This window comes from Pantoea agglomerans NBRC 102470, assembly GCF_001598475.1.
Taxonomy (GTDB): domain Bacteria; phylum Pseudomonadota; class Gammaproteobacteria; order Enterobacterales; family Enterobacteriaceae; genus Pantoea; species Pantoea agglomerans.
In genome coordinates this window covers 51,335-76,866 of record NZ_BCZA01000007.1, presented here as the reverse complement: position 1 = coordinate 76,866, position 25,532 = coordinate 51,335, and the positions used below count along the sequence as shown (strand labels likewise).

Sequence of the window (25,532 nt, the reverse complement as noted above, 5' to 3'; positions counted from 1 at the left end):
ACGTCCTGCACGCGACGGTCTGAGTGTCGGCATGAAAACTGTGGGCTGAGAGATAACGATTACCTTTTTTTATGTTTTCGGCATGCTTCTGCCTACTCTTTAGCGTTTAAGTTAAATTAGTGGCAATAATAAAGCCGCTTTGTAGCGGCTTTCACATTTTTGGTTGATTATCCATCCGTTAGCCGGACTGGAGAATTCCGGCAGCGGGTCAGCTGAGGTCGACATTACGGGTGCCAAACCACCAGGTGAGCAGGAATCCGCCGATCCAGGCCACCATCAGCCCGGCCAGATAGACCGCCATGCCAGCGAAGATCCCCTGGCTGGAGGTCATCAGTGGCAGCGTGACCAGGCCGGAGGGTCCGAATACCGTGTTCATCCCGACCGGCAAGCCCAGCCACGCCACCAGCCCGATAAAGAACCCGCCCAGCGCACCCCCGCCGCAGGCGGTAATAAAGGGCTTGAGGCGCGGCAAAGTGACGCCGTAGATCAGCGGTTCACCGACGCCAAGCAGCCCCGGTACGATAGCGCCTTTGATCTGCGCCCGCAGCAGCGCCCCTTTTTCTGCTTTGCACCACAACGCCAGTGATGCGCCGACCTGGCCTGCTCCCGCCATCGCCAGAATCGGGAAGAGCGAGTTAAAACCCTGGGTTTCCATCAGCGCAAAGTAGACCGGAATAAAGCCCTGATGGATGCCGAACATCACCGCGATCAGGAACAGCCCGGCCAGCAGCGCACAGCCAAAGGGATTGTTATTGAGATGGATAAACAGCCACGACATCCCTTTAAACAGTTCGCCGCCCAGCGGCATGATCAACAGATAGGTGATGGCGCCGGTGATCAACAGCGTAAACAGCGAGGTGAGGATCATATCGAGATTGTCGGGAATGATTTTGCGCAGCTGTTTTTCAATCCACGCCCCGATAATCGCCGCCATCAGCACGCCAATAATGTTGCCGCGCGGGTCGATCGCCAGGCCAAAGAAGTTTTCCATGCCGCTGTAGTAGCCGGTGGTAGCCGTGGGCACATAGCCGAGCACAAACAGCGAGGCGATGATTGCGCCATTGACGCCGCTGCCGCCAAACGCTTTCTGCGCGTTGTAGCCAATCAGGATGCTGAGAAAGGTGAACAGCCCTTTACCGAAGACTTTCATGTACGCCACGGTATGCAGCAGCCAGGGCGCGTGGTCACCGGGTGCATTGAGGTGGAGACTCTGTTCAATCAGCGTGGCAAATCCCAGCAGCAGCCCCGCGCCGATAAAGCCCGGAATCAGCGGAGTGAAGATGGTGGCGAAGCGCGACAGGAACTGATGCACGCCGCTGGTCTGTTTCGCCTTTAGCTGCTGCTTCTGCTGCTGTGCCAGCAGGCTTAGTTCCGCTGTTTCGCCCTGCGGTGCCAGCGCGGTATCACCCTGAGCCAGCAGGTTCTGCATCCCTTCGGCGGCGGTTTGCGCCTTGCCAGGTCCCAGCACAATCTGCAACTGTGCCTCGCTGTCGATAACGCCTAAGACACCCGGCAGGCTTTCTAACCGTGCCAGATCACTCTCTCCCGGCTGATTGAGCGTCAGGCGGAGCCGCGTCATGCAGTGACCACAGGCCGCGATATTTTGCGCGCCACCGACCGCCTGCAGGATGTCGCGCAACAGAGCCTCGGTGATTCTGGCCATTAGCGTGCTCCCGCTGCCTGTAAAGCCTGACGGATAAAGCCCTGATGCTGACTGAGCAGCGCTTTCGCCTCATCGGCAGCCAGGTCAGCCAGTACCATCAGGATGGCGGTTTTGCAGTGTCCGCCACAGGCGGTGAGCGCCACGCTGGCCGTCGCCTCATCACAGTCAGTGGCCTGCATGACGATGTTAACCTGACGCTGCACCAGTTTCTGATTGGTGGCTTCCACATCGACCATCAGGTTGCCGTACACTTTTCCGCTGCGAATCATCGACCCGGTGGTGAGCATATTGAGCACCAGTTTTTGCGCCGTGCCCGCTTTCATACGGGAAGACCCGGTGACCACTTCGGGGCCGACCACCGGCGTGAGCGCAATCGCGGCAACCTGCGACATGGCGCTGCCTGGATTACAGGTGAGCGATACAGTAGTCGCGCCAAGTTCGTTCGCGTAAGCCAGTGCGCCCAGTACGTAGGGTGTCCGACCGCTGGCGGCGATGCCAACCAGCACATCGTGGCGGCTGAAGTGGATATCTTTCAGATCCTGCGCGCCCTGCTCCCGGTTGTCTTCCGCGTTTTCTACCGCCTGGAGTATGGCGGTATGACCTCCTGCAATCAGGCCGACCACCTGCTCGCGGGGTGTGCCAAAGGTAGGTGGGCATTCGCTGGCATCCAGTATGCCCAGCCGACCGGAGGTGCCTGCGCCGCAATAGATCAGTCGTCCACCGGCCTGGAAGGCGGCGCAGATGGCGTCAACGGCGGCGGCAATCTGCGGCACGATGGCCTCAACCGCCAGCGCTACCTTTTTATCTTCATCATTGATGACGCGAAGCATCGCTTCGGTGGAAAGTTCGTCAATATTCTGGCTGGCCGGGTTGCGGCCTTCGGTGATCATCTGGCTGAGGTCGAGTTTCATGGCGGGCTCCGCAAAGGAATAAATTATTCAAATTACTAACTATCATAACGAATGATTAATTCATTGGGTGAGATCTTTTTTCGATGGATGTGGGGTGAGTCATGTTGCGGGGGATCAGGTTGGGTGAGTGATATTGGGCATTGGGAGCTTAATCGCTCCGCATTCCGGCTTGGGTGCGGTGCATGTGAGAGGAATCGCTGGGAGACTGGCGCAGGTCAGAATAGGTTCACCTGATCGGCGAGGAAGCGCAATCGAGTATTGATACATGCTTAATTGATGCGTATTACGGGCTGGGTGCGGTGCATGTGAGTGCAATCGCTGGGAGACCGGTGCCGGTCAGAAAAGGTTCACCTGATCGTAAAGACGCATTCGTCATCCATGACGCTCGGCCCACGCGATTACGCACCTCATCCATGAGGTGCGCCCGTTGCCGGGCCAACGCTCTGCGTTGCTCAAAAACGCTCCCGGCGTTTTTGTCCCTGCCGTGGGACGCTTTACTCTTCAGGTATCAGAAAACAGTGAGCAATTGCCTGCCTCATAATGGGTTCTGAGGGCACCATTCGACATCGCGAGGGAGCCGCGTCAGCCAATTAAAACCCACCAATCGCAGGTTAAAAGCGCATCCATTTAATCAATATAAAGTTGTGACGTTCTGCAGCCATATAAAGCAGCCAGCTTCTCAAGCGTTTGTTTTTGAGGTTTCTTTCTCGACTCTAACTTCGACACGCCAGCCTGCGTGATGCCAAGTTTATTCGCCACCTCTTCCTGTGACAGGTGACGATGCAAACGCCAGGCAACATGCAAAGGAACAGATTGCCGTCGGCTGATTTTCATTACATCGTGAGGAATCGTTTCATCATCGTCTGGACCCACTTCATAAGGGACAGACTCAAACACATCATCTAAATGACGTTCAGCCATGAGCTTATTAAACAGCTCTATAGGGATGACAGCACCAGTGCGGTTCCCGCGCTCGTCCGTCAGAAACTGTATAGCATTCATGGGTAATCACTCCTTAGTGGTACGGCAGGCAACACTGTCTGATCGTCTGCCTGTGCTGCGGAACTGTCTGATCGTCTGCCTGTGCTGCGGAACGCTAAATCCGGCTGCACAGAACTTATTGATGACGCACATTGCTCCTGCCACACTGCTAGCGCTTTTTGTACGTGGTCGATGTTCTTCTTACGACTTCAAGTATATCTATCACTACTGGCTGACCTTTCTCTATCTTCCAGAGTACGCGGTAGTGACCTACTACCAGCTTCATTCGCTTCTGTTTATCATCAGTCAGCTTTTCGACTTTCAGATGGGGAATATCCGGCCATTTAGCCAGCGCCTCTACAGCATCTTCAATAGCGTTACCCTCTTTCTGAGGCAGCCCATAAAGCTGTTTCAATGCCTTTTTCGTCCAGTTAATTTCTGGCATCCGTCAACACTCCATGTTGTCAAAGAAGACAGTCAACTTACCGCAACGAAATATAACTATAATCAATCATAACAACAATACTATCGTCTCATAATTATGGTTTTTAGTTATAAAAATATAACCTTTTAATTTTCAGTCAACCTGTATATCTGCCATGAAAAATCTCATAAAAAAAAAGGCCCAACTTTCGTTGAGCCCATTCTTACGTTAATGCCGTGTTCAGCTTGCGGTCTGTGTCCGCAGCTCCAGCTCATACTCTTTCGCCTTTTCGACGTCGAACTGGTTTTCCCAGCGGGCAATCACCAGCACCGCCAGCGCATTACCAACCACGTTCAGCGCGGTACGCGCCATATCCATGATGCGGTCAACACCGGCGATAAACGCCAGACCTTCCAGAGGAATGCCGACGCTGCCCAGCGTGGCCAGCAGCACCACGAAGGAGACACCTGGCACGCCAGCGATACCTTTCGAGGTCACCATCAGCGTTATTACCAGCACAATCTCGTCGGTCAGCGACAGGTCAATGCCATACAGCTGCGCAATAAAGATCGCTGCGATACTCTGATAAAGCGTTGAACCATCCAGATTAAACGAGTAACCGGTCGGCACTACGAAGCTGGTGATCGCTTTCGGCGCGCCGTAGGCTTCCATCTTCTCCATGATACGCGGCAGCACCGTTTCCGAGCTGGAAGTAGAGTAAGAGAGAATCAGCTCATCCTTCAGGATACGCATCAACGTGGTAATCCGCAGCTTACAGAAGCGCGCCACCCCGCCCAGCACCACAAACGCGAAGAACAGAATCGCCGCATAAACCAGCAGCACCAGCTTAGCCAGTGGCCAGAGCGAGGCAAAGCCGAAGTTAGCAATCGTCACCGCAATCAGCGCAAACACACCCACCGGGGCATAGCGCATGATCATGTGCGTCACTTTAAACATCGCTTCAGAAATGCCACGGAACAGGTTCACCAGCGGATCGCGCTGTTCTGACGGCAGTGACGACAGGCCTAAGCCAAACAGCACCGAGAAAAAGATAATCGGCAGCATGTCGCCCTTCGCCATTGAGGCGAAAATATTCTGCGGGATCAGCGACAGAATGGTGGTCACCAGGCTGTGCGGACCGCCCTGTACCTCTGCCGTTGTCGCTTCATATTTAGAGATGTCCACCGTTGCCAGCGTTGACATATCAATGCCGGTGCCGGGTTGAAATACGTTGGCCAGCGTAATACCGACCACAATGGCAATGGTGGTGATCACTTCAAAGTAGAGAATCGTTTTGACGCCGATACGTCCCAGCTTCTTTGCATCACCCACGCCAGCGATGCCGACAATCAGGGATGAAATCACAATCGGTACCACAATCATCTTGATAAGATGAATAAAGATATCGCCTGCCGGGCTGAGAATGTTGGTGACTAACCATTCACGATTGTCTGGCTGATTATGCAACACAGCACCCACAACGATGCCAAGCACCAGGGCTGTCAGAATCTGCCAGGCCAGGCTGATTTTAAAACCTTTCATAACGTGTAATTTCCTCAGTCAAAACCCGTTTCTCTCTACTGCGAAGGTGCAGAAGACAATACACACAGGGAGTGAGCAAAAAGCCCGGTAAATTAGAGGGTGTCTTGAAACAGCGCCTCGTATGAAAATCTGATGATTCCCATACCCATTTTCAGACGCGGTCTGAGTTGATACCTGCAGAACAGGGGCGAGATAAGTACCATTTTCACTGTGGTAAATGCAACCCCTGGCGGATCCGATTAAAAGTTCACCATCTAAGCAGCATAAAGTGCTGCTGGAGCTGAAAAACCCTAACCTGCTGTTATGAAAAGTATTACTTCGATGAATTTACGCATAGCTATGCAGAAACGATTAAAAACTGATCCGGCGCGTTTGCTCGCTTTTTATTCAGGATAAAAGCGTAAAACAGATGCCTGACTTCTCCAGCGCCGCCAGAGCGTTAACCTGATAGATCAGAATGGCTTAACGCTTCTCGGGGGATGTGTATCACGTGATCTGTGGCGCAAAAAAGAAACAAAGCTCTGGCGCAGGCTTTAATTAACCATTGATTTACATATCATTAACATCTTCAAGGAGATCCGCCATGAGCCAAATACACAAACATCCCGTTCCAGAGAATATTGCAGCAAACACCCTGATTACTGCAGAACAGTATCAGGCGATGTATCAGCAATCTGTCGACGATCCAGACAGTTTCTGGGGCGAACAGGGCAAAATCCTTGACTGGATCAAGCCTTACAGCAAAGTGAAAAATTGCTCGTTTTCACCAGGTAACATTAACATTCGCTGGTACGAAGATGGCACGCTCAACCTGGCGGCAAACTGCCTTGACCGTCATTTAGCCACGCGCGGCGATCACCCGGCGATTATCTGGGAGGGCGACGACGCCAGCGAAAGCAAAACCCTGACTTTCCGCCAGCTGCATGCAGAAGTCTGTCGCTTCGCCAACGTGCTGGAACTGCTGGAAGTGAAAAAAGGCGACGTGGTGGCGATCTATATGCCGATGGTGCCGGAAGCCGCAGTAGCGATGCTGGCCTGTGCGCGTATCGGTGCCGTTCACTCGGTGATCTTTGGCGGTTTCTCACCGGAGGCGGTCGCGGGCCGCATCGTCGATTCCAGCGCCTCGCTGGTAATCACGGCCGATGAAGGGATCCGCGCCGGTCGCAGCATTCCGCTGAAGAAAAATGTTGATGACGCGTTAAAAAATCCTAATGTCACCAGCGTGAAAAACGTGGTGGTGTTCCAGCGCACTGGTAAAGATGTGGGCTGGGTTGAAGGCCGCGATCAGTGGTGGCACGACCTGATGCTGAACGCGAGCACCAACCACGCTGCCGCAGAAGTCGGCGCGGAAGATCCGCTGTTTATCCTTTATACCTCCGGTTCAACCGGCAAACCCAAAGGCGTGTTGCACTCCACCGGCGGGTATCTGGTCTATGCCGCGACCACCTTTAAGTTCGTCTTTGATTACCATCAGGATGATATCTACTGGTGCACCGCTGATGTTGGCTGGGTGACGGGCCACAGCTATCTGGTTTATGGCCCGCTGGCCTGTGGCGCCACCACACTGATGTTTGAAGGGGTGCCGAACTGGCCAACGCCGAGCCGTATGGCGGAAGTGGTCGATAAACATAAAGTCACGCTGCTCTACACCGCGCCCACTGCCATCCGTGCGCTGATGGCGGAAGGTGATAAGGCGATTGCCGGCACCGACCGCAGCAGCCTGCGCATTATGGGATCGGTCGGTGAGCCAATTAACCCGGAAGCCTGGGAGTGGTACTACAAGAAAATCGGCAACAGCCGCTGCCCGATTGTTGATACCTGGTGGCAGACCGAAACCGGCGGCTTCATGATCACGCCGCTGCCGGGTGCGACCGAGCTGAAAGCGGGTTCCGCCACCCGACCGTTCTTTGGCGTGCAGCCCGCGCTGGTGGATAACGAAGGCCAGCCACAGGAAGGCGCCTGTGAAGGCAATCTGGTGATCACCGAGTCGTGGCCGGGTCAGGCACGTACCCTCTATGGCGATCACGACCGTTTCGAGCAGACTTACTTCTCTACCTTTAAAAATGTCTACTTCAGTGGTGATGGTGCCCGTCGTGATGAAGATGGCTACTACTGGATCACCGGACGCGTCGATGACGTACTCAATGTTTCCGGTCACCGACTCGGCACCGCCGAAATTGAATCGGCGCTGGTCTCGCACCCTAAAATTGCCGAAGCGGCGGTAGTGGGGATTCCGCACAGCATCAAAGGCCAGGCGATTTATGCCTATATCACGCTGAATCATGGCGAAGAGCCGTCGCCGGAGTTGTACACCGAAGTGCGCCAGTGGGTCCGTAAAGAGATTGGCCCGATAGCCACACCGGATGTACTGCACTGGACCGACTCACTGCCGAAAACCCGCTCCGGCAAAATCATGCGGCGTATTCTGCGCAAAATTGCCACCGGGGATACCAGTAATCTTGGTGATACTTCTACGCTCGCCGATCCTGGCGTAGTAGAAAAACTGCTTGAGGAGAAACAGTCGATCAAGATGCCTTAAGCGCACGCTGTCCGGCGGGAAGATCGCTTCCCGCCACACCCGCCCTACGCAGTCTGTTTCGGTAGTCACAAATATTATAACCAGCTGAATCCGCGCCCTGTCGCGAGGTTCTCGCCTGCAAGCCCTCTGGAGAAAATGTGATGAATGACGCCCTTTCGAATCAGGATGCCATCAATCAACAGATTGAGCGTAATCCCCTTTTTCATGAGTTAGTCCGTAAGCGTCAGGCGTTCGCGACGCTGCTGTCGCTGATCATGCTGGTGCTCTATGTCGGCTTTATCCTGCTGATCGCGTTTGCCCCCGGCTGGCTCGGTACGCCGCTGCATGCCGGCACCAACGTCACGCGCGGTATCCCGATTGGGGTCGGGCTGATTGTGATGTCGTTTGTGCTGACTGGCGTCTATGTCTGGCGTGCCAACGGTGAGTTTGACCGTTTAACGAAAGCGATCCTCAGCGAGGTGAAATCATGACTCGTCTCACCTTATGGCTGCTGGCCTTAATGCTGCCGTTTTCAGCGCTGGCTGCCGATGCGATAACCGGTGCCGTGCAGCGCCAGGCGACCAACTACCAGGCGATTATCATGTTTACGATTTTCGTCGGGGCCACGCTGGGAATTACTTACTGGGCCTCAAAGCGCACCCGATCACGTAATGACTACTACACCGCGGGCGGCAATATCACTGGCTTCCAGAATGGCCTGGCGATGGCGGGTGACTTCATGTCGGCCGCCTCGTTCCTGGGCATTTCGGCGCTGGTTTACACCTCCGGTTATGACGGGCTGATCTACTCGCTCGGCTTCCTGGTTGGCTGGCCGATGATTCTGTTTTTAATCGCCGAGCGACTGCGCAACCTGGGTCGCTACACGTTTGCCGATGTCGCCTCATATCGTCTGAAGCAGATGCCGATCCGCACGCTGTCAGCCTGCGGCTCGCTGGTGGTCGTGGCGCTCTACCTGATCGCGCAGATGGTCGGGGCCGGTAAACTGATCCAGCTGCTGTTTGGCCTTAACTACCATGTTGCGGTAGTCCTGGTCGGCATTCTGATGGTGATGTATGTGCTGTTTGGCGGCATGCTGGCCACCACCTGGGTGCAGATCATCAAAGCCGTGCTGCTGCTGTTTGGTGCCACCTTCATGGCGGTCATGGTAATGAAGGCGACCGGTTTCAGTTTTAATACGCTGTTCACCGAAGCGATGGCGGTCCATCCAAAAGGCATCGCGATTATGCAGCCTGGCGGACTGGTCAAAGATCCTATCTCCGCGCTGTCGCTGGGGCTGGGGCTGATGTTTGGTACGGCCGGATTGCCGCATATCCTGATGCGCTTCTTTACCGTAGCGGATGCTAAAGAGGCACGTAAAAGCGTCTTCTGGGCCACCGGCTTTATGGGTTACTTCTACTTCCTGACCTTTATTATCGGCTTCGGTGCCATCCTGCTGGTGGGCGCTAATCCGGCCTTTAAAGATGCCAGCGGCGCGCTGATTGGCGGCACCAATATGGCGGCAGTGCATCTGGCGAACGCCGTGGGCGGCAGCACCTTCCTGGGCTTTATCTCTGCGGTTGCCTTCGCCACGATTCTGGCCGTTGTCGCAGGCTTAACCCTGGCAGGTGCGTCGGCGGTGTCTCACGACCTCTACGCCAGCGTGTATCGTAAAGGCCAGGCGAGCGAGAAAGATGAGCTGCGGGTTTCAAAAATTACCGTGCTGGCGCTGGGCGTGGTGGCGATTGCGCTGGGTATTCTGTTTGAGAAACAGAACATCGCCTTTATGGTCGGGCTGGCCTTCTCGATTGCGGCCAGCTGTAACTTCCCGATCATCCTGCTGTCGATGTACTGGTCAAAACTCACGACGCGCGGCGCGATGGTGGGCGGCTGGCTCGGTCTGCTGACCGCCGTTATCCTGATGATCCTCGGCCCGACGGTGTGGGTACAGGTGCTGGGCAACGCGAAGGCGATTTTCCCCTATGAGTATCCGGCGCTGTTCTCCATGGCGGTGGCCTTCGTGGGCATCTGGCTCTTCTCCATTACCGACCATTCGCAGCAGGGCGCAGAAGAACGTTCACGCTTCCGTGCACAGTTTATCCGCTCGCAGACCGGCACCGGCATCGAACAGGGCAAAGCGCACTGATCGTGGCTTTTCGTTCATAACGAGCAGGCAATAAAAAAGGGCGGCTACCGAAGTAGTCGCCCTCTTCTTTTGCGCAGCAGAATCAGAAGCGCAGCGATGCACCCACGTACGGGCCATCGACCAGCACGTTATCTTTGCGTCCATCTTTGTTGTTCAGTTCGATATACTGATAACCCACACGCAGGTTAAGCAGTGAAACCGGCGTGAAGCTCAGGCCGCCACCGGCTTCCTGATAGCTGTCGAGCTGATCGGTGAAAGACTCTGGCGCGTAATAATATTCGCCATACAGGCCCCACATGCTGTTGAAGCTGTAGTGTGCTGCACCACCCAGCGCCACCGCAAATCCATCTTTCCCATCTTCAGGATGGGTGAAGATCGCTTTTGCGGTCGGCGCCAGACGCAGCGGTCCGAAATCAACGTTGTAACCCAGACCGGCACCGTAGGTGCTGCCGTCATGGTCGCTACGCAGCCAGTTACCTTTCAGAAACAGACCGGGTGTTGTGGTGCCCAGACCCACATTCAGGTTGGTGTTGTGTTCGCTGACATCAACACTGCCTTCAATCGCCTGAGCGGCACCGCTCATTAAAACCAGCCCGAGGGCGCTCCCGGCAACAAGTTGCTTAAACATGATTCCACTCCGTGAAAGGACAATTAATTCGGCCGCAAGGTTAACAGCCTGAAATGGGGAGACAACAAAATCTGGAAAACTTTACGTAAAAATACGTGTCTCAGCGCAGACCAGTCCCTGTGCGACGGAGTGTAGCCTATATTGTCCACATCAGGTGCCCAATCAGCGGGGCCAGCACCACGGTCACCACGCCAGAGAGCATCATCACCAGGCTGGCGACCACGCCCTCCTGCTCGCCAATCTGATAGGCGCGTGCCGTGCCGGCACCGTGTGACGCCGCACCGAATCCCGCGCCTTTCGCCACACCCTGCTTAATGGCGAGCCGCAGAAACAGCACGTCGCCGATTGCCATGCCAAACACGCCTGTAATCACCACGAACAGCGCTACCAGATCGGGCTGCCCGCCAATCGGACCCGCCGCAGCCAGCGCAAACGGCGTGGTGATAGAGCGCACGGCCAGGCTGCGCTGAATCGACTCCGGCAGGGTTAACAGCCGCGCCAGCCAGACGGAACTGCAGACGGCGACCAGCGTCGCGGTCACTACGCCCGCGCTCAGCGACAGCCAGTGGCGCTTAATAATTTCCACGTTCTCATAGACCGGCACCGCAAACGCCAGCGTCGCTGGCCCCAGCAGCCAGAGCAGCCAGTGGTTTTCGGCGATGTAATCCTGCCAGCTGATATGCGTCAGCAGCAGCAATGCCACCAGCACCAGCGGCGTCATCACCAGTGGCATCAGCAGCAGCGTCCGCCAGCGGCGGTAAAGCCGTTTATTCAGCGCATAAACCAGCAGCGTAACGGCTACACACAGCAGGCTGAGCAGAAAATCACGCATGCGGATCCTGCTTACGCGCGGCGCGCGCGACTTCATACTGATAAAGCCGGTCCACCACCCAGGCAGTCGAGGCCAGCACCAGCAGCGTACTGACGCCGATCACCACACAGATGCGCCAGCCATCAACCCGCAGCAGATCGCCATAGTTCACCACCGCCACCACCGCCGGAATAAAGAACAGCAGCATCTCGGCCAGCAGCCAGCGTGATCCGGCTTTCACCCAGTTCAGCGGCACAATCCGCGTCACGATTAACGCCAGCAGCAGCAGCATCCCGACGATATTGGCGGGCAGCGGCAGATGCAGCCAGCTCACCAGCCGGTCGCAGGCGATAAACAGGCCGATATAGAAACCCAGCTGGAGCGGCAGGCTGAGCCATTGCACTGCGCGGTTGCTGCGTAAAGTGAGCGCTAACGCCATCACCTTGTCTCCCCGATTAAATTGATGTCACCAGTATAAATCGTCAACAGAAGGTGAAAAAAATGAATTAAAATTATCGAAATCATGCCTGAAAGGAATAGTTATGGATGTCCGCGCCCTGCGTTACTTTACTGAAGTCGTACGCCAGCAAAGCTTTACCCGTGCGGCGCAGAAGCTGTTTGTGACACAACCGACCATCAGCAAAATGCTGCGCCAGCTGGAGGAGGAGCTGGGCTGCACGCTGATCCTGCGCGATGGTCGTCGTCTGCACCTCACCGACAGCGGCCAGGCGGTCTATCAGCGCGGCCTGGCGATCCTGCAGGAGTTTCATCAGCTGGAAGCGGAGATTGGTGACATTAACCAGCTCAAAACCGGTGAGCTGCGACTGGGTATTCCGCCGATGGTCGGTATGCAGATTGCCGGCTCGATTTCCGCGTTTCGCCGCCGCTACCCCGGTGTGAAGCTGAAAATCTCTGAGTTCGGCGGTCTGACCGTCCAACAGGCGGTGCTGGCGGGCAGTCTGGATATCGCCCTGACCGCGCTACCGGTCGATGCCGAGCTGCCGCTGAACACCCTGCCTCTGATGCATCATCCGCTCTGCGTACTGCTGCCGCGTCGCCCGGAGTGGCTCAGCCGCCAGCAGATTGGACTGGCAGAACTGGCAGAGCATCCACTGCTGATTTTTAATGAGGAGTTCTCGCTGAATCGTCAGCTGATGCAGGCGTTTCAGCGGCTCAACCTGACGCCAACGGTGGCGGTTCGCAGCGGACAGTGGGATTTTCTGGCGGCGATGGTGCAGGCGGAGATGGGGCTGGCGATTCTGCCGGAGCCGATCTGTCAGCGGCTGGATAAGCAGTCGCTGCTGTGGCTGCCGCTGGAATCGGAGCTGAAGTGGAGTCTGGGATTGATCTGGCGGGAAGGGAGTTATCTGTCGCGCAGTGCGCAGGCGTGGATAGCCTGTTGTCGCGAGCATTGGCCGGATGAGCCGCCGCGCCTGTCGGTGTGAAAGGCTGGCACGCCGCATTAACGCGCAGGCGTGCCAGTCAGGACTTACTCCTCTTTTTCGATCAGCAGCGCTTCCAGCAGATCCAGGTCGTGCAGTAACTTTTGCATCGTCTCATTGGAGATTTGCTGGGTGGCGCGCAGATGATAGACCTCAGCACGTTCGGCACGCAGTCCGGTCAGGCGGAAGCGACGCTCCAGGTTCTCGGCGAACAGCGCGTGTTCAAGGTCATTCTTCCCTTCAGCGCGACGACGTAAGTTGCCAATCACCCGCAGACTCACCTCTTTAAGCAGCTCCGGATCGATGTTCTCTTCCGACTCATTCTCCAGCCGCTCTTCCATCTTGTGCAGGCTCTCAATGGCTGCGCCTGCCATTACCGCACGCGCATTCTGCAGCTCGCGACGATGTGCGCCTTTATCAATGGTATCAATGCCGCGCAGCAGAATCGGCAGAATCACTACCCCTACCAATAGCGAGAAGAGAATCACGCCGGTGGCGATAAAGACCAGTTCATAACGCGCCGGGAAAGGCTCGCCGTTGGTCAGGAACAGCGGAATCGACAGGACACCGGCCAGGGTAATCGCGCCGCGCACACCCGCAAAGGAGGCGATCAGCAGTTCACGCAACGAGTAGTTGGAGAACTCCAGCGGCTTCTTCTTCAGCAGGCGTTTGCTGAAGCGCTGCATAATCCACAGCCAGCCAAAACGCACGATCATCAGCGCGGCATAGACCAGCCCGATATCGGCAAACAGCATCCAGAGCTCGACGTTCGGATCGGCCTGCGCCTGATCAACAGAGGTCTGCAGAATATCCGGCAACTGCAGGCCCAGCATCAGGAAGACCATGCCGTTAAAGACGAACTCCAGCATCTGCCAGACGCTGTTGGCACGCAGGCGCATCGCCAGCGGTGCCTGACGAATAATACCGGAACGGGTGATGGTCATACCGGCAGCCACGGCCGCCAGGATGCCTGAGACACCCAGATGTTCAGCAATCAGGTAAGAGGCGAACGGCAGCAGCAGCAGCAGTACGGTCTGGGTAGCCGGATCGTCACCGCTCCAGCGGCTGAGCAGGCGCAGTGACTTACCGTAGAGCCAGCAGATCGCGACACCCGCAATCAGACCACCCACCGCCACTTTCAGGAACTCAACGCTGGCACCGCCCCAGGTAAACACCATGGTACCCATGGCGACTGCCACGGCAAATTTCAGCGATACCAGGCCCGAAGCGTCATTCATCAGGGCTTCGCCCTGCACGATCGACATAATCTTCTTGGGAATACGGCCTTCACCGACAATGCCTGAGAGCGCCACGGCATCGGTCGGTGACAGCACCGCCGCCAGCGCAAAGGCAGGGATCAGCGGGATACCTGGTACCAGCCAGTAGATCAGATAGCCGATGCCGATCACGGTAATCAGGACCAGCGCCAGTGCTAAGCCAATTATCTCGCGACCATGATGCAGGAACTCACTGATCGGCGTCTTCCAGCCATCCGCGAACAGCAGCGGCGGAATAAAGAGCACCAGAAACAGCTCCGGGTCAAAGTCGACATGCAGACCAAAAGTTGGCCAGGCCAGCATCGCACCAACAGCGATCTGGACCAGCGGCAACGGGATCTGAAAAGGGAGAATGCGGGCCGCGACGCCAGAGAGCGACACGACCAGCGTCATGATGAGAATTGTAAAAAAGATTTCCATGCTTTCCTTAGGCGTCGTTTCTTTCAATCATTGGTTAAGCACTAAAGTGTAAAACAAACTGCGGTGAAGATTGTCAGCTACGCGTGCGCCGGGCGGGAAAATAGTGGAAAATTCCGGACGTGCAGCCGCACGCCCGGTTGTACAGTCAGATCGCCCAGCCACCGGCGTAAAACGCCACCAGCGCGATAGCAATAATGACGGTGCCGACGTTGAGCTTACGCCATTCCCCCGCGAAGAGACGCCCCACTACCAGGCTGGCGAAGCCGATCATAATACCGGTTACGATGTTACAGGTGAGCACGATAATCACCGCCGTTAACAGGCCCGACATCGCATCGACAAAATCATTGAAGTCCACTTTCGCCACGTTGCTCAGCATCAGCAGACCCACATACATCAGCGCGGGGGCGGTGGCGTAAGCCGGCACCAGATACGCCAGCGGTGACATAAACAGAATGGCAAGGAACAGCAGGCCGACCACAATCGCGGTAAGACCGGTTTTGCCGCCCGCCACCGTTCCTGCCGCCGATTCGATATAAACCGCAGCCGGTGACGCGCCCACCAGACCCGCGAACAGGCTGCTGACGGAGTCGCTAGTCAGCGCACGGCCACCATTGATAATCTGGCCCTGTTTATCCAGCAGATTTGCCTGACCCGCGACCGCGCGAATGGTGCCGGTCGCGTCAAAGACCGCCGTCATCACCAGTGCCAGCACGCTTGGCAGCACGACCGGCTGCATCGCGCCCATAATGTCGAGACTGAACAGCAGCGACTCACCGCTGGCATCACGCAGGCTCGGCAGCGCAAACAATCCTTTGTAGCTCACCGCCGGATCGAAAATCAGCCCCAGCAGCGAAATGGCGATAATTGTCATGAGAATACCGCCGGGCATCCGGCGCTTCTCCAGTCCAATAATCGCTGCCAGTCCCAGCAGCGTCATCATTACCGGAAAGGTGGTGAAATGCCCCAGCGCCACCGGCAGGCCCGGAGCCGGATTTTTCACTACCAGGCCTACACCGTCAGCCGCAATCAGCAGCAAAAACAGGCCAATTCCGACGCCAGTGCCGTGCGCCACGCCCATCGGCAGATTACGCAGGATCCAGGCACGAATGCCGGTCACTGAGATCAGGGTAAACAGCAGGCCCATCAGGAACACCGCGCCCAGCGCTACCGGCACGCTGATGTGCTGGCCCAGCACGAGGCTGAAAGCGGTAAAGGCGGTTAAGGAGATTGCACAGCCAATCGCCATCGGCAGATTGGCCCACAGTCCCATAATGATGGAACCAAAGCTGGCAACCAGGCAGGTGGCGACAAACACGGCAGTAGGGGGAAAACCGGCCTTGCCCAGCATTCCTGGCACCACGATAACGGAGTAGACCATCGCCAGGAAGGTGGTAAGTCCGGCCAGAATTTCCTGGCGCACGCTGCTGCCGCGCGCCGAGATCGAGAACCAGGCGTCCAGTTTTCCACTGGCCGGGCGTGATTCAGTTGACATAGTTGAGCCTCAAAAATTTTTGTTGTGTGGATCGCTCTGCGACCATCGCTGTCCCTGGAATAAGCGGGTAGACGGCGTCACTGTCGGGTTTTACCCGGCAGGCAAACGTTTACCTTGCCGCAGATAGTTGGCCGCCAGAAGCGGCCAGATAAAAAGGCATGCGATTATCCGGCGTTTAGCGGCACATTTTCAACTGTCAGAGGGAGATTCTTCAGCATAAAGATCAGGCTTAAGTCGCCAGCAGCCACGTGGCCCAGGCCGACGTCAAACGCTGACGCCCTGAAGTTAACGCGATTTTCAGGGGGATGCGCACTGGCGCAGCCGTGATGAGACACGACCCGCCAGTGGAAGAGGGGAATTAACCTGGCAGCGAAAGCTCGCCGCCCTGATCGATCGCGCGCTGCCAGGCGGCACGCTGTTGCACAGTCTGCAGCCATTTCTGGCTGGCGGGCATCTGCTCCAGTCCGGCACGTCGCGCAAGCGCCAGCAGCGGAAAGCTCATCTGGATATCAGCGATACTGAAGCGCTGACCGGCGAACCAGGGATTTGCAGCCAGATGCTGTTCGATCATCTGCATGTGTGGCTTAAGCTGTTTATCCAGAAACGCCTTCTGCACGCCTTTACCGAATGCCGCCCCGACCGGGCGCAGCAGCCACGGCACCGGTGCTTTACCCATCTGACCGAAGATCAGCTTCATTACCAGCAGCGGCATCAGCGAGCCTTCGGCATAGTGCAGCCAGTAGCGGCACTGCAGCCGTGACGCCTCATCACTCACTTTGAGCCGGAACTCGTGATCATATTTCTCTTCAAGGTATTCGAGAATGGCACCTGACTCTGCCACTACCTGGTTCCCGTCGGTAATGACCGGTGATTTTCCCAGTGGATGCACTTTTTTCAGCGCCTCCGGGGCCAGCATGGTCGGTTCGCGTTGATAGCGTTTAATCTGGTACGGCACTTCCAGCTCTTCCAGCAGCCACAGCACCCGATGCGAGCGCGATTTCTCAAGATGGTGAACGGTGATCATCATGATTCCCTGTGTTTTGACCTTCACCAAGTATAGACGTCACTCCACATCCGGATGTTTATCATCCTGTTCCGGGTCAAGCAGCACCGCACCCGAGCCCTGCTGACCCAGCCGGTCGCCGGGATTGCGCAGCGGGCAGTCGCGCATCGACAAACAGCCGCAGCCGATACAGCCATCCAGGTCATTACGCAGGCGGGTCAGGGTTTCAATGCGCTTATCCAGCTCTTCGCGCCAGTGCTGCGTCAGCGCATCCCACTCCGGTGTCGACATGCGCTTGTCAGGCGGAATGTGATCCAGGCTGTCACTGACCGTTGCCAGCGGAATGCCGATACGCTGCGCAATCTTGATAATCGCGACGCGTCGCAGCACGTCACGGCTGTATCGCCGCTGATTGCCGCTGTTGCGGGTGCTGAAAATAAGTCCTTTTGTCTCATAAAAGTGCAGCGCCGAAACCGCCACACCGCTGCGGCGCGCCACTTCACCCGGTGTTAAGACCGGTTTCGGATAGTTGCGTTCTTTTTTCATCAGGCTCTTTACCTCAAGTTAACTTGAGGAATTATACTCGCTCTCCATCAAAACCACTAAACTCCCATTACCGCTTATTAAGCACCAGAAGGATGAGACCATGATGCAAGAAGAGATCATTCATTCCCTGACGCACTGGATTGACCAGAACCTGGATAAGAGCCTGTCGATCGATGAGGTTGCCGCAAAATCGGGCTATTCGAAATGGCATCTGCAGCGTATGTTCCGTTCGGTAACGAAACAGACGCTGGGTGGCTATATTCGCGAGCGCCGTCTGACGCTGGCAGCGGAAGCGCTGTCACAGACACAGCGGCCGGTTTTTGATATTGCGATGCAGTATGGCTATGACTCGCAGCAGACCTTCTCCCGCGTGTTTCGTCGTCAGTTTTCACAGACGCCTACCGCTTACCGCCATACCATGCGCCGCCAGGCGATTCAGCGCCCTCGCCTGCTGAGTTTTGGCTGCAATGACGGTATCAGTAGCTTCACCCAGCGTACGACCGGCGAGTGCTGTCCGGTTCGTTGACCCCTCAGATGCGCCCGCCCGGGCGCATCTGACTGATTTCCCCGCCGTTCTTCTTCTACTGCTCACTATTCCCTCACGCCGCTACCATACCAGAGTCAAATTTTGTTCAAAATTTAAAATCGGGTGATATAATGTGACCCAAGTCACACTTTGAACCTGGGTTGACGGCGAAAAAGCACCCCCTGACACACTTTTCCGCCGCCGGTGATGTCCGCAGATTGTCAGGAATACTTACTGATATTGAGGTCCGGCCGATGGCTACGTTAACCGCCAGTTTACTTGTTATGCGTTGGGAATTGCTGAGCGCAATCATGATGTTTTTTGCCAGCACCCTGAAAACCAAACTTCGTCAGGATAGCCGTCACGTGATGGCATTTATGTGTGGCGGGATTGGTTTAGGCATGACCTGCTGGTTTGTTACCGGTCTGATGGGCATTACCCTGAGCATGGATAACGTGCATAACTTTCTGGAAATCTCAAAGCATGCCTTTATCGATGTGATGAGCCAGGCGCCTGCTGACTGGCCGATGCCCTGATTTTTGCGCATAAAAAACCCCGCTAAGCGGGGTTTTTTATATTGCTGTGTGTGCTTAAATTTTCTTCAACATGGCAGGAATATTAACATCCTGCACTGTAACGCCCGGGCTCTGCGTTCCGCGGCGGTCCTGAATCCACATATCTCCCATCATCTGATTTAAACCACGATCTAATCCGGTGACCAGTCCTGCACCTGGGGTGAAGGTCAGTTCGCCAAAGTAGATGCGCTCGTCATGGATATACCAGTCCACACGCACGTAGTCGAAATCACTGGCCAGCTTCTTGCTCAGTTCGAGCGCATGTTCCAGTGACGGCATAATCGGTGAGACATCCAGACCGGTATCGCGAATCTTGTGATAGGCCTCATTGAGGTTATTCACGTAGAAATTCATCGACAGCAGCGGCTGGCAGCGGTTGTAGATCACCTGCAGCACATATTCGAACTTGCCATCACGCTTGTTGAACATATGAAACTTGTAATCAATCGGCGCGCTTTTGCCATCACCAATGTACTTCTCAACCAGGATACGTGGCTTGATGTAGCGATAGTGAATCTCACGCGCTTCGTTGGCGAAGTCGGTCTTCAGCCAGCGATAGCAGTCATGAATGATCTGCTGCTTGCGCAGTGCGTCTGGCTCCTCCAGCAGAATCTCTACCATGTTGGAGGCGTGGTTCGGCTTGATCACCGTCCCCTTCCAGCAGGGTAAGCTGTTCAGCGTGGTCGGGTCAGTCGTTTCGTGTACCAGCGGGATCAGGTATTCATTACCGATTTTTTCAGCAATGAATTCGCGCACCGAGTACTTATCTGACAGACGACCATAGCTTTGGTAATCGCCGAAGATAAACTTACGGTACAACACCTTCTCGTTGAACACTTTTGGCTGACGCAGATTGGGCAGCTTTCTGAACTTATGGAAGTAGTAGATGCGGTCCTGATAAGCCCAGGGCATCTTCTTAATAAAATACTGCACACTTCTTCTGAGTTCTTCTTTCAACTTGAGCATATCTGACCTCATTTGTATGTTTTGTAGTTGAGTGAGGAAACCTGAATCTTTTGAATGACGCCGTTTTTAAAGAAGTAATTCATTACGGTCAGGGACAAAAGTTCTGAAAGGAAAACGCTCCACGCGGCCCCCATGATGCCGTGACCCTGGATCAACCACCAGGAGAGCGGCAAACTGATGACCATCAGGCAGATGATTTTCCTCAGCAAGTAGTTAAATCCTCCCTCTTTGACCATGTAGCGATACGCTACGGTCCCCATTGCCGAAAAGCTGGTCGCTATCGACAGCAACGTAATGAGACTTCCTGACTGTGTGAATTCCGGGCCGTACAACGCAATGATGATTCGCTCGCCGTAAAGCGAAATGATCAGCAGCATCAGCAATGAAACCGCCATAACATAGCCATTGAGCCGCGCAGCCAGCTTAATGGCGACCTCGCCGCGCTCCCTGAAGATTTCAGTGAAGCAGGAGGTGATGAGCGCCACCGGGATAAAAATCCATGAGGCGGAAATGGTATTCGCCGCCGCAAACAGCCCGAGGTCGCGCGCGGGTGCCGTGCCTGCCAGGAACATCTGCGCCGCTTTTACCTGCACAGAGATAAAGATGCTGGAGATCGCCAGTGGCAGACCGGCATACATCAGATAACGCAGATAGGCAGTGCGCTTTTCGCGTGGTGGCATCTGATCCTGATGGTCCTGATAGAAGTTGTGACGCTTAATCAGGTAAGGCACCAGAGTCACTGCGACAATCGACAGCGTCAGCCAGAGCGGATTAAGACGCAGCCAGGCGACGGTGAAGCTGATGCCGAAACTCAGCAGCATGCCCACGGCGTTGGCGATGGTGTTAAGACGCGAGGCAAGACGCGCGTTGTTATAAACGCTGAAGGTGTCCTGGGTGACAAAAACCGAGGCAACAAATGAGGCCAGTGCAAACGCCAGGAAATTTTCCTGCATGTTGTACCAGACCCAGATTAAGACTGGCACCGAAGTGACCAGCAACAGCACCATTCTCATCGTACGGGCGATGGTCATCAGGCGCAGGCCTTTTGACGCATTTTTGCTGACGCGTTTAAACAGAATGGTTTCGGTGCCAAAGATTGCAACGGTTTGCACCATCGCAAATAGTGAAGTAGAAAACGCCATCTGGCCAAACACCGTTGGGCCAAAGGATTTCGCCACGTAAGACGTCACAAAAATGACGCCAAAAACGGAGATGATCTTCTCAGACATCATCCAGGCGGCATTAGACATTACGCTCAATTTCATCGACTCTTCCTTAGTATTACTCAACTACAACCGCTTCGGTACAACATCCCTGTAACGAATTAATAAGCGCTCAGTGGGCCTGGCGAAAATGTAAGACTTCAGACCAAGCTGGTCCGAAAATTGAGATGTAAATCATGATCCGGAGTGTTAATTCAGGATAATTCTTATTATAAATGGCGCGAATCACTTCAGATGGAAACGATTTCAGGCTGAAAATAAAACAACCTTTAAGAGCCCTTCCCGCCATATTAATCAAGTCGGTCAGGCTAAATATCCAATGTACGTAGAATTTTTTCGTATTTTGGATGCGATGAATTTATAACAAAAATCCCCCTCCAGGAAGGCACGCCCACCGGATAAGAATAAAATAAGATTTATCCCATGATGATATTTATTCTAAATATCTTAATTTAGGCTTCGCAATTCAATTCGCGCACTTTAATACTGCCTTAATAGAATCTTACAGTGCCAGAAATTATTAAAGTCATTCTCATCCATTAATCGATAAGAAAGGTAAGAGCATTTATGAGAAAGTCACGATACAGCGAAGATCAAATCACAAATGCCATTAAAGCTTCTGAATCGGGCGTGAAAGTCAGAGAGATTTGTGAAGAGTTAGGCATCTCTGAAGCCACGTTCTACAGCTGGAAGAAGAAGTTTTCTGGGTTGTCTTCGGAAGAAGGCAGAAAAATCAAAGAGCTGGAAGAAAAACTGCAGAACATCACGCGTGAACTGCAGACGCTCAACTCGGACAAAGAGATGCTGCAGAGTGTTCTGAAGCACTTCTTTACCACTAATGAAAAACGTCAGGCTGTGGATTTCCTGCAGGCCACCTTTGACATTGGCACCCGTCGCAGCTGCCGCTTATTAGATATCAGTCGCAGCGTATACCATTATCCGTCAGGCACGGAGAACCGCTAAACCCCAATGCTACCGCGCTTTTTAGACTTAACGCTGAGATTTGTTCTTACCAGAAGAGATGAAGATCATTTAACAGGACAATTGCGGCACCCTTTTCCGCTCCATTTATAACTAATGAATGGCTTCACGGCTAAGCTTCTTTTTTTGCGGTAAAATTGATTCACAACAGCAAACGTCTCGCATTCTACGGCTACTCTTCCCTTCCCAATCTCGTTTACGCGGGATTGGGCCCTCCCTTTCTTACGTAAGCCCAGCTAATAGTCGGAACTAAATCGTCTCAATATCATTAAGCCAATTTAAACATCGCGCAAAAAACAATCACCGTATATTTGAGTTAATGCTGGACCTGACTCAAATTTTTGCGGCTGCGTTTAATTCCGGGGAATGGGTTAATGGCATATACTTTCTCCAGGATTAATCCAGGATAAATAGTTTATTGCTCCTTATCACTAACGTTATGTGTCTATCTTTTCGCTCTCTTCATTGCGCATCATTGATGCCAGAGATTAATCTTTAATTATTAACGCAGCGGCGGAGTTTTCTTACTCATTCATCACTGAGTGAAGTTAATAGTGGTTTTCAGCCTCCCTTTCTCAGGACCATACCGCAATAAAAAGCCGCTGATAAAAGCATAACGTCCATAATGCTGCGCGATTTTTCCTGATTAATGACCGATATCTGAACAGTTCCTCCCTGGCAACGCTAAACATGGCTATGTTCAGGAGACCATCAGTCCCGTTTTTTCACTGACAAACAGGGGATGAAAGAGGCTTTCGGGGGTAAAGGCACGATTACGCAGAGGCATGAAATCGATTTCGCGGCACAAATCTGCCGGAGAGCGAGCAAATCGGGGTAGGGTTTAATCTTAAAAAGCCGCGCGGCGTGTTATCCGCGCGGCAGAGGTCTTTTGGCAATCTTCGCGGTTTACTCTTTAACCGCGACGACGAGAGGCTGCGGTTTAATGCGCATTGCCCACAGGACACCAGCCATCAGACAAATAATCCCCGTCACGGTGAGCAGGGGTGGCCAGCTTTGATACCAGAGAAAAGTCCACAACAGACCGAAAAGGATCTCAAAAACAATCAGTGGCCCCATCAGTACGGTGGGCAGACGCTGGCTGGCAGCGTTCCAGCATAAGGTCCCCAGCCAGGAACAGAGCAGACCAATCGCCAGCATCAGGGAGATAAACACCGCAGGACGCGGCCCAAACGGCAGCGAAAAAGCCGGCTGTTGCCAGGCGAGCTGCGCGCTGACCAGCGCGTACATGATTAGCGCCATCGGCAGCGTCACGACTCCCTGCGCTGTTGCCCAGGTCGAGGGCCGCAGTTCGGGATGTGTACGCAGCCAGCGGGCATTGCGCAGCGGATACCAGGTCCAGCAGACCACAGCCAGCAGCGCCAGCGCGATACCGGTCAGATAACGGCTGAGATCAAGGGTGTGGCCCTGACTCTGTAGCTCCGCCGCATTCACGCAGAGTAATCCGGCCGCCATCATGACCAGTGCCGGAAACAGCCGCCGCCACGGCAGGCGTCCTTCAAGATGGCCGTAACAGAGATTGGCCGTCACAGCGATCACCACCGGCAGCGTGCCGATAATCATGGTGGAGACCGGCCCGCCAGTGCGCTGAATGGCGTTCGCCAGAAACGCATAGTAGAAGAGGTTTCCCACCAGCGAGAGCTTTACCGCCTCACGCCAGTCGGCCCGGGCCAGCTTGCGCAGGCGATGACGACCGTGCCAGGCCAGCGGCAGCGCAATCAGCCCAAACGCCACATAACGTCCCGCCGATTGCAGCGCGCCAGGATAGTCAGGCACCAGCAGCGGCCCGACAAAGATCAGCCCCCACAGCAGTCCGGCGGTGACGGCAAACATGACACCAGCAAACATAATTTCTTCCTTATATAGCTTTTTCGTTCAGTGTGGCGGGTTCGGGCGGGGAATGCTTGTAGCAGATTGCGGTGGTATCAGGGCTGGCGCACCTGCTTTTGATAGCGGCCCGGCGTGATGCCATAACGGTTTGCAAAGGCGCGGGTCAGATGGGCCTGATCGGTTAATCCCACCGCCGCCGCAACGCTGGCAGCCGCTTCACCCTGTGCCAGCCTTTGCTTGGCGTCGTAAAGCCGGAAAGCCATCAGCATCTGATGCGGCGTAACGTGATAGTGCTGACGAAAGGCGCGTAAGAAGTGCCACGGCGAAAGCGAGGCCAGCGCCGCCAGCTCATCCAGCCGCACCGGTTCTGCGAGGTTCGCGCGCAGAAAGTCTCTTACCTGATCAAAACGATGCCGTGCATCCGGTCTGCCCTGTGAGGACATGCGTGCCAGCGGACGAATCTGCAACAGCAGTTCAGCCAGCAGGCTCTGGCGCGCCAGTGGTGATTCCGCCTGCCAGAGTGTCGCCAGCGTGCGGGAGAGCGGCCGTGCCACGCGCGGATCGGTCAACAGCGCCTCGTTGAACCACCAGCCGCGATCGCCGGTCAGTTCATCCATCAGCTGCGGCTGAATGTAGATCATCTGGTAGCGCCAGCCCTCTTCACACGCTGACTCACCGGTATGCAGCTCATCCGGATTCATCATGACCAGCGAGTTCTCCGGCGCAGTATATTCGGTGCCGCGGTAGCGAAAGCGTTGCGCGCCCGCTTCAATGGTGCCGATACCAAAGGCTTCATGGGTATGGGGTTCAAATGCGTAGCGGGAGATGTGGGCCTGATAGAGTTCCACACCGGGCAGCTCGGCGAGTTGCTGAAACCGGGCGCGGTCTTTCTCACAGGGAAAACTCGCCGGAACACCTTCCACTTCTCTCTCCTTATTTAACCAGTCGGTTTAGCATGCCTGTGACAGGGGGGAAAATGCAAAAGATTGCTTTCCGCAATGCCTCAGGTAACACTGCTTTTTTCAAACCAGATGGGATTAAGCATGGCACAGCGGGTAGTCGTGGTCATTGATATGCAGAATGGCGTCTTCAGCACGCCACGCTTCGACACAGCGGGAAGGATTGCACAGATTAACCGGCTGACCGAACGCGCCGATATCACAATATTTATCCAGCACCGCGAAGGCGAGATGTGCGAGGGTAATGCGGCTTTCGAGCTGCTGCCGGAAATCGCTCAGCCTGCTGGCGCACACTATGTGACCAAAACTGCCTGCGACAGCTTCTGGCACACCGACCTGGCCGCGCTGTTAAAGAGGCTGGCGGTAGAGGAATTAGTGGTGTGCGGTTGTGCCACTGACTACTGCCTGGATACCACGATAAAAGTCGGTGCCAGTGCGGGCTATGCGATTACCGTTGCCGCCGATGCGCACACCACGGCAGATCGCCGCTGGGTCAGCGCCGAAGCACTGATTAACCAGCACAATGACGTGTGGGCCTCACTGCTGATCCCCGGCAACGTGCCGCGTGTGCTGAGCACGGAGGCGATTCTGGCGGAATGGTCGTAGCTGGCCGCCAGACGCCGCGCATAAAAAAAGCCCGCAAAGCGGGC

At 55.0% G+C, this 25,532-nt stretch carries 24 protein-coding genes; 8 read left to right on the top strand and 16 right to left on the bottom strand.

Features of this window, described 5'->3' with window-relative positions; genetic code table 11:
- Nucleotides 1-208: 208 nt before the first annotated feature.
- From murP to gltP, 5 genes are all read right to left on the bottom strand, one after another.
- Entirely contained in the window at nucleotides 209-1,663 is a 1,455-nt protein-coding gene (murP, locus tag PAG01S_RS15280; RefSeq protein ID WP_062759341.1) for a PTS N-acetylmuramic acid transporter subunit IIBC, read from the bottom strand.
- On the bottom strand, nucleotides 1,663-2,574 hold the full coding sequence (murQ, locus tag PAG01S_RS15275) for an N-acetylmuramic acid 6-phosphate etherase (RefSeq protein WP_062759340.1): 912 nt from the start codon (nucleotides 2,572-2,574) through the stop codon (nucleotides 1,663-1,665). The genes murP and murQ overlap by 1 nt, the downstream gene beginning before the upstream one ends.
- A gap of 627 nt (nucleotides 2,575-3,201) precedes the next feature.
- Entirely contained in the window at nucleotides 3,202-3,576 is a 375-nt protein-coding gene (locus PAG01S_RS15270; protein ID WP_033780420.1) for a helix-turn-helix domain-containing protein, read from the bottom strand.
- Between the two features lie 148 nt (nucleotides 3,577-3,724).
- Nucleotides 3,725-4,000, bottom strand: coding sequence for a type II toxin-antitoxin system RelE family toxin (locus tag PAG01S_RS15265; protein WP_010252139.1), 276 nt, complete (start codon nucleotides 3,998-4,000; stop codon nucleotides 3,725-3,727).
- A 219-nt stretch (nucleotides 4,001-4,219) separates the two neighbouring features.
- Complete coding sequence (gltP, locus tag PAG01S_RS15260) at nucleotides 4,220-5,521, bottom strand: glutamate/aspartate:proton symporter GltP (protein ID WP_010252141.1); 1,302 nt, start codon at nucleotides 5,519-5,521, stop codon at nucleotides 4,220-4,222.
- 583 nt (nucleotides 5,522-6,104) lie between these two features.
- Here gltP and acs point away from each other — a divergent pair.
- From acs to PAG01S_RS15245, 3 genes are all read left to right on the top strand, one after another.
- A complete protein-coding gene (gene acs, locus PAG01S_RS15255; RefSeq protein WP_062759339.1) occupies nucleotides 6,105-8,060 on the top strand; it encodes an acetate--CoA ligase in 1,956 nt (651 codons plus the stop codon).
- A 140-nt stretch (nucleotides 8,061-8,200) separates the two neighbouring features.
- Nucleotides 8,201-8,530, top strand: a complete 330-nt coding sequence (locus tag PAG01S_RS15250) for a DUF485 domain-containing protein (protein ID WP_010252143.1) — start codon at nucleotides 8,201-8,203, stop codon at nucleotides 8,528-8,530.
- Nucleotides 8,527-10,182 carry a cation acetate symporter gene (locus PAG01S_RS15245; RefSeq protein ID WP_022625224.1) on the top strand — a complete coding sequence of 552 codons (1,656 nt, stop codon included), beginning with the start codon at nucleotides 8,527-8,529 and terminating at the stop codon, nucleotides 10,180-10,182. Before PAG01S_RS15250 ends, PAG01S_RS15245 begins: the two co-directional genes overlap by 4 nt.
- A gap of 82 nt (nucleotides 10,183-10,264) precedes the next feature.
- Here PAG01S_RS15245 and PAG01S_RS15240 read toward each other — a convergent pair whose 3' ends face one another.
- The 3 genes from PAG01S_RS15240 to PAG01S_RS15230 all read right to left on the bottom strand — a co-directional run bounded on the left by PAG01S_RS15240 (nucleotide 10,265) and on the right by PAG01S_RS15230 (nucleotide 12,060).
- Entirely contained in the window at nucleotides 10,265-10,810 is a 546-nt protein-coding gene (locus PAG01S_RS15240) for a YfaZ family outer membrane protein (RefSeq protein WP_010252147.1), read from the bottom strand.
- A gap of 136 nt (nucleotides 10,811-10,946) precedes the next feature.
- A complete protein-coding gene (locus PAG01S_RS15235; RefSeq protein ID WP_010252149.1) occupies nucleotides 10,947-11,642 on the bottom strand; it encodes an LrgB family protein in 696 nt (231 codons plus the stop codon).
- Complete coding sequence (locus tag PAG01S_RS15230; protein WP_010672051.1) at nucleotides 11,635-12,060, bottom strand: CidA/LrgA family protein; 426 nt, start codon at nucleotides 12,058-12,060, stop codon at nucleotides 11,635-11,637. The genes PAG01S_RS15235 and PAG01S_RS15230 overlap by 8 nt, the downstream gene beginning before the upstream one ends.
- Nucleotides 12,061-12,163: 103 nt before the next feature.
- Here PAG01S_RS15230 and PAG01S_RS15225 point away from each other — a divergent pair, with 103 nt between their 5' ends.
- Nucleotides 12,164-13,066: a LysR family transcriptional regulator gene (locus tag PAG01S_RS15225; protein ID WP_010252153.1), complete on the top strand. Its 903-nt coding sequence runs from the start codon at nucleotides 12,164-12,166 to the stop codon at nucleotides 13,064-13,066.
- Nucleotides 13,067-13,110: 44 nt separating this feature from the next.
- Here the strand turns inward: PAG01S_RS15225 and PAG01S_RS15220 are convergent, their stop codons facing one another.
- The 4 genes from PAG01S_RS15220 to soxR form a co-directional block, all read right to left on the bottom strand.
- Nucleotides 13,111-14,760, bottom strand: a complete 1,650-nt coding sequence (locus PAG01S_RS15220) for a Na+/H+ antiporter (RefSeq protein ID WP_010252155.1) — start codon at nucleotides 14,758-14,760, stop codon at nucleotides 13,111-13,113.
- A 145-nt stretch (nucleotides 14,761-14,905) separates the two neighbouring features.
- Nucleotides 14,906-16,255, bottom strand: coding sequence for an NCS2 family permease (locus PAG01S_RS15215; protein ID WP_062759338.1), 1,350 nt, complete (start codon nucleotides 16,253-16,255; stop codon nucleotides 14,906-14,908).
- Between the two features lie 358 nt (nucleotides 16,256-16,613).
- Nucleotides 16,614-17,279 (bottom strand): glutathione S-transferase family protein, encoded by a 666-nt coding sequence (locus tag PAG01S_RS15210; RefSeq protein WP_010252159.1) that lies wholly within the window; start codon nucleotides 17,277-17,279, stop codon nucleotides 16,614-16,616.
- A 39-nt stretch (nucleotides 17,280-17,318) separates the two neighbouring features.
- Nucleotides 17,319-17,804 carry a redox-sensitive transcriptional activator SoxR gene (gene soxR, locus PAG01S_RS15205; RefSeq protein ID WP_010252161.1) on the bottom strand — a complete coding sequence of 162 codons (486 nt, stop codon included), beginning with the start codon at nucleotides 17,802-17,804 and terminating at the stop codon, nucleotides 17,319-17,321.
- Nucleotides 17,805-17,904: 100 nt separating this feature from the next.
- On the opposite strand from soxR, the gene soxS reads away from it, so the two are divergent.
- Both soxS and PAG01S_RS15195 read left to right on the top strand, forming a co-directional pair.
- Nucleotides 17,905-18,330, top strand: a complete 426-nt coding sequence (gene soxS / locus PAG01S_RS15200; RefSeq protein ID WP_010252163.1) for a superoxide response transcriptional regulator SoxS — start codon at nucleotides 17,905-17,907, stop codon at nucleotides 18,328-18,330.
- A gap of 254 nt (nucleotides 18,331-18,584) precedes the next feature.
- On the top strand, nucleotides 18,585-18,866 hold the full coding sequence (locus PAG01S_RS15195) for a YjcB family protein (RefSeq protein ID WP_010252166.1): 282 nt from the start codon (nucleotides 18,585-18,587) through the stop codon (nucleotides 18,864-18,866).
- Nucleotides 18,867-18,920: 54 nt separating this feature from the next.
- Here PAG01S_RS15195 and PAG01S_RS15190 read toward each other — a convergent pair whose 3' ends face one another.
- Both PAG01S_RS15190 and PAG01S_RS15185 read right to left on the bottom strand, forming a co-directional pair.
- A complete protein-coding gene (locus PAG01S_RS15190; protein ID WP_010252168.1) occupies nucleotides 18,921-19,871 on the bottom strand; it encodes an ATP-grasp fold amidoligase family protein in 951 nt (316 codons plus the stop codon).
- Between the two features lie 8 nt (nucleotides 19,872-19,879).
- A complete protein-coding gene (locus tag PAG01S_RS15185) occupies nucleotides 19,880-21,136 on the bottom strand; it encodes an oligosaccharide flippase family protein (protein WP_010252170.1) in 1,257 nt (418 codons plus the stop codon).
- A 525-nt stretch (nucleotides 21,137-21,661) separates the two neighbouring features.
- Here PAG01S_RS15185 and PAG01S_RS15180 point away from each other — a divergent pair.
- A complete protein-coding gene (locus tag PAG01S_RS15180) occupies nucleotides 21,662-22,057 on the top strand; it encodes a transposase (RefSeq protein WP_003855733.1) in 396 nt (131 codons plus the stop codon).
- 924 nt (nucleotides 22,058-22,981) lie between these two features.
- Here the strand turns inward: PAG01S_RS15180 and PAG01S_RS15175 are convergent.
- Together PAG01S_RS15175 and PAG01S_RS15170 are read right to left on the bottom strand one after the other, a co-directional pair.
- Nucleotides 22,982-23,941 (bottom strand): DMT family transporter, encoded by a 960-nt coding sequence (locus PAG01S_RS15175; protein ID WP_062759337.1) that lies wholly within the window; start codon nucleotides 23,939-23,941, stop codon nucleotides 22,982-22,984.
- A gap of 77 nt (nucleotides 23,942-24,018) precedes the next feature.
- The gene (locus tag PAG01S_RS15170) at nucleotides 24,019-24,846 is read right to left on the bottom strand and encodes an AraC family transcriptional regulator (RefSeq protein ID WP_010252176.1); all 828 of its coding nucleotides are present in this window, start codon (nucleotides 24,844-24,846) and stop codon (nucleotides 24,019-24,021) included.
- A 120-nt stretch (nucleotides 24,847-24,966) separates the two neighbouring features.
- On the opposite strand from PAG01S_RS15170, the gene PAG01S_RS15165 reads away from it, so the two are divergent.
- On the top strand, nucleotides 24,967-25,488 hold the full coding sequence (locus tag PAG01S_RS15165; RefSeq protein WP_052271218.1) for an isochorismatase family protein: 522 nt from the start codon (nucleotides 24,967-24,969) through the stop codon (nucleotides 25,486-25,488).
- Nucleotides 25,489-25,532 lie beyond the last annotated feature (44 nt).